The organism is Succinivibrio sp., from assembly GCF_045124615.1.
Classification (GTDB): domain Bacteria; phylum Pseudomonadota; class Gammaproteobacteria; order Enterobacterales; family Succinivibrionaceae; genus Succinivibrio; species Succinivibrio faecicola.
The window spans coordinates 1-3,784 of record NZ_JBGVMC010000183.1; the positions used below are offsets into that span (position 1 = coordinate 1).

The 3,784-nt window shown below is 33.2% G+C and carries 3 protein-coding genes and 1 pseudogene; all 4 read left to right on the forward strand.

Annotated elements, in window-relative coordinates; translation table 11 throughout:
- A pseudogene (locus ACJML3_RS04705) lies at positions 1-1,207 on the forward strand (hypothetical protein); the annotation flags it as partial.
- Entirely contained in the window at positions 1,197-2,147 is a 951-nt protein-coding gene (gene miaA, locus ACJML3_RS04710) for a tRNA (adenosine(37)-N6)-dimethylallyltransferase MiaA (protein ID WP_406021056.1), read from the forward strand. The pseudogene ACJML3_RS04705 and the gene miaA, both read left to right, overlap by 11 nt.
- Positions 2,148-2,176: 29 nt before the next feature.
- Positions 2,177-3,478, forward strand: coding sequence for a carboxylesterase family protein (locus ACJML3_RS04715; RefSeq protein ID WP_406021058.1), 1,302 nt, complete (start codon positions 2,177-2,179; stop codon positions 3,476-3,478).
- Positions 3,479-3,537: 59 nt separating this feature from the next.
- Positions 3,538-3,784 (forward strand): hypothetical protein (locus ACJML3_RS04720; protein WP_406021060.1); only part of this gene is annotated, 247 nt, incomplete at its 3' end.

Genomic DNA, 3,784 nt, shown 5'->3' on the forward strand with positions numbered 1-3,784 from the left:
AATCAGTGTTATATGCGAGGATCCTGCAATACAGATTGAAGGAATGATGCTTGAACCTCCAAAAGAGACAGATGCAGTTTCAGAGCAGATATATTTATTCTTGAATGGCAGACCTATTGCAGATAAGCTTGTGACTCATGCTCTTAAAGAAGCATTCTTTGAGGTTCTTGGTAAAACTCTACCTATAAGATGTGTTCTTTATTTCTCGGTAGATCCTAGTGAGGTTGATGTGAATGTTCATCCAAGAAAGGATGAGGTTCGCTTTCACAATTCGTCACTAATTCATGATCTTATAGTAGACAATATTGTTCTTGCTCTAAGAAAATATGGCATAGGTCCTGATAATCAGTTAAATGATGTCAGTGCAGTTTCTCATGTTTCTTCTTTTGATATTGATTCAAAAGATCTTCCTACTTTTCCAAAAGGCGTATCTTCATTTAACAGATCAGACTCACTAGTTCTGAAAAACAGTAATTTTCTAAATAGCGATAGTGTAATTAATAATAATACATCTGATAATGTAAAGAACTATTCTGATTATCTTGATAAGGTAATACAAAGTTCTGCTTTTTATCAGGATTCTGTTAAAAGCTCTTCTCTTGCAAACAAGAACTTCGTATCTGAATCATTTTCTCAGTTAAAGACAGAGTATGCTGATAATTTAGCAGTTTTAGATTCTGTTGCAGACGATACACTACTAGTAAGATATAGAGGAAAATTCTTCCTTTTGAATATTAATAATCTGAAAAGGAAAAAGCTCTCTTTGGAATTTTCAAGAAGTGTAATCTCATCTGAACTTAAAACAGTCAAACTTACACTGCCTTTTACACTTGTTACAGATGAAATTTTTGTAAAAGCTCTTAAAACTGCAGAAAATGCAGTAAAAAAATGCGGATTTGTGCTAAAACTGTATAAAACAAAGGTAGAAATCATTCAGATACCTGAAATGATGAAAGGATGCCAGCTTGCAGAATATGCTGCTAAGGCATTAAAACTGATATGTGCATCATTTAAGAGTATTGAAGATGATCAGATCCCTGTACAGTTATCAGATTTGATGGCACTTACAGATTCTTCCTTAATTGATGTCAATTCTGTTCTTGAATCTGTTGATTCTTTTGAGTCATCATCAAAAGATTCTGATGTTATGGCAGAATTGAATTTTGAAAAGATAATAAGAATACAGCGGTACGGTAATGAAAAATAAAGCAATAGTGATCTTAGGACCAACAGCATCAGGAAAAACCGCACTTGCATTGGATCTTTGCAAATTCTTGAAAGCTGAAATAATCAGCCTTGATTCTGCACTCGTATATACTCAGATGGATATAGGCTCTGCAAAACCTACAAAAGAAGAGATGGCAATTGCTCCTCATCATCTTATCAACATCTGTGATCCTAAAGAAAGTTACAGTGCAGCCGATTTTAGAGAAGACTGTATAAGATTAGTTGATGATATATGCAATAGAGGTCATGTTCCTATAATCTGCGGTGGAACAATGATGTACTACAAGGCTCTTGTAGATGGTTTATCACCAGTTCCTCCTTCAACAAAGGAAGTTCGTGAGCGCGTACTATCTGAGGCTAATGAACATGGCTGGCCATATATGCATTCTCTATTAAAGCAGTTTGATGAGGATGCTTACAGAAGATTAAATCCAAATGACAAACAGAGAATTTCAAGGGCTATTGAAGTTTATTATATGACAGGAAAGCCTATGAGTTCTTTTTTTGAAAAATCAGGTGATAAGTGTCCTTTTGATAGAGTTGAATTTATTCTGCTTCCAAAAGATGATGACAGAACAGAACTTAGATCTCTTATAAAGAAAAGATTTTTAAAAATGCTCGATGACGGTTTTGTTCATGAGGTTGAATTGCTAAGAGCAAGGGGCGATCTGCATCTTGATATGCCTTCAATGAGATCGGTAGGTTACAGACAGGTATTTGAATACCTTGAAGGTCAGTATGATTATGACAAGATGATTGAGCTTAGTGTAAATGCTACAGCACATCTTGCAAAGCATCAGATGACATGGCTTAGAGGCTCTTTATCAAAGGATAATGTTTCAAAGAACAAATTCAGACTAGATATAGGTGATAAGAACAATCTTGAAACTGTTCTTAATGTATTAAAAGAACATTTTTAATTTTAATTTATTTGAGTACAGGTTTTCATATGATACATCGTGTATTGCTGACATTGCTTCTCTCTTTAGTGTTCGTATTTAATGTATCCTATGCAAGACCAGTTGTAAAAACTCCTGTAGGCTATATTGAAGGCAGAGAGACAATCGCATCAGAGCAGTTCTTAGGCATTCCGTATGCAAAGGCTCCTGTAGGTAATCTAAGATATGCTCCTCCATCAAAAATAGAGCCTTTTGCAAACATATACAGAGCAGACAGATACTGCAAAATGTCCTATCAGAGTGTTTCTGATGCTTTAGTACAGAAATACGGTATGGGAGATGATAGTCTGTGCCTTAATATCTTTAGACCAAAGAATATATCAGAAACCGACAAACTTCCTGTGCTCTTCTGGATCCATGGTGGAGCTTATGTTCAGGGATCAGCTGCAACATCGGTAAGCTCTGCAGATTCTTTTGTTGAAAATGGTGTAATTGTTGTAACTCTCAATTACAGACTGCAGTTTCAGGGATTCATGGCAACTGTTCAGACATACAGTCAGTACGGTACAACAGGTAATTTCGGACATCTTGATATTCTTGAAGCTTTAAAATGGGTCAATCAGAATATTGAAAGTTTTGGTGGCGATCCTTCGAATATCACAATTGCAGGACATTCTGCAGGAGCTATGGCTGCATCAGCACTTGTCATATCCCCACTTGCTGATGGATTGTTTAAAAGAGCATTTTTACAAAGTGGCACAATTTTAAATTATCCATTTTCAGATTTTACACATAAGAGCAGTAAAAGAAGAGCATTTAATCAGACAGAGAAAGTCTTGAATACTTTTGGTATTGGTGACAATTATGATGGTTTGAATACCTTAAGAGATATTGATCCAATGCTATTAAATGTATATTTAAGTATTGTACTTAGAAATAATTTCGGTTCAACTTCTTTATTACGTGAAGAGTTACTAGAAAAAGAGTTAGTAACTAGTATTGGTGCTAGTAGAGATATATTTAATGGTTTAGTAACTATTGAAGTGGGAATAGAAACTAAGTATCCTACAGAAGTAATTCCAATTGTTAAAGAAAAAATGAATAATTTAACTTTAACTAAAGAAGAGATAAAAAGAAGAATTAGAGCTAATATAGCAGCATTAATTAACGATTATGATGATATTGAATATGTTAATAGTGATATATGTGAAGGTTTAGTAATGTATGATAAAGTATTTGATGATATGTATGATGTTTATAATAGTTTAAAATTAAGTGTTGCTAAAGAAGTTATAGATAAAATAGATACTAGTGATTCTACTACTGTATTATTAGTACCGTTTAAGAAATAATTTTGCATATTTTAATAAAATATGGTAATATACACCTCGTATTAAAGGGGTGTTTTTATATGATTAGATCATATGAATTTTATGAAAAACATAGTATAAAAAGAGATGAATTACTATGCATAGAAGAAACTATTAAACAATTTGAAAGTGGTAAAGTTAATGGTAAAGCATTAAGAAGATTAGGTTTAAATGGTTTAATATATTGTGTAGCAGAAGGTAAAATAGATACTTTATGTAAGTTAATTAGTCCAATTGGAATAGAAAAAGAAGACGGAACAGTAGAATATAAATATTATATGGATGCTA

What these genes read in the sequence shown, in the direction of transcription:
- ACJML3_RS04715 (WP_406021058.1), top strand. Translation starts at nt 2,177, where the DNA reads ATGATACATCGTGTATTGCTGACATTGCTTCTCTCTTTAGTGTTCGTA.
- miaA (WP_406021056.1), top strand. Translation starts at nt 1,197, where the DNA reads ATGAAAAATAAAGCAATAGTGATCTTAGGACCAACAGCATCAGGAAAA.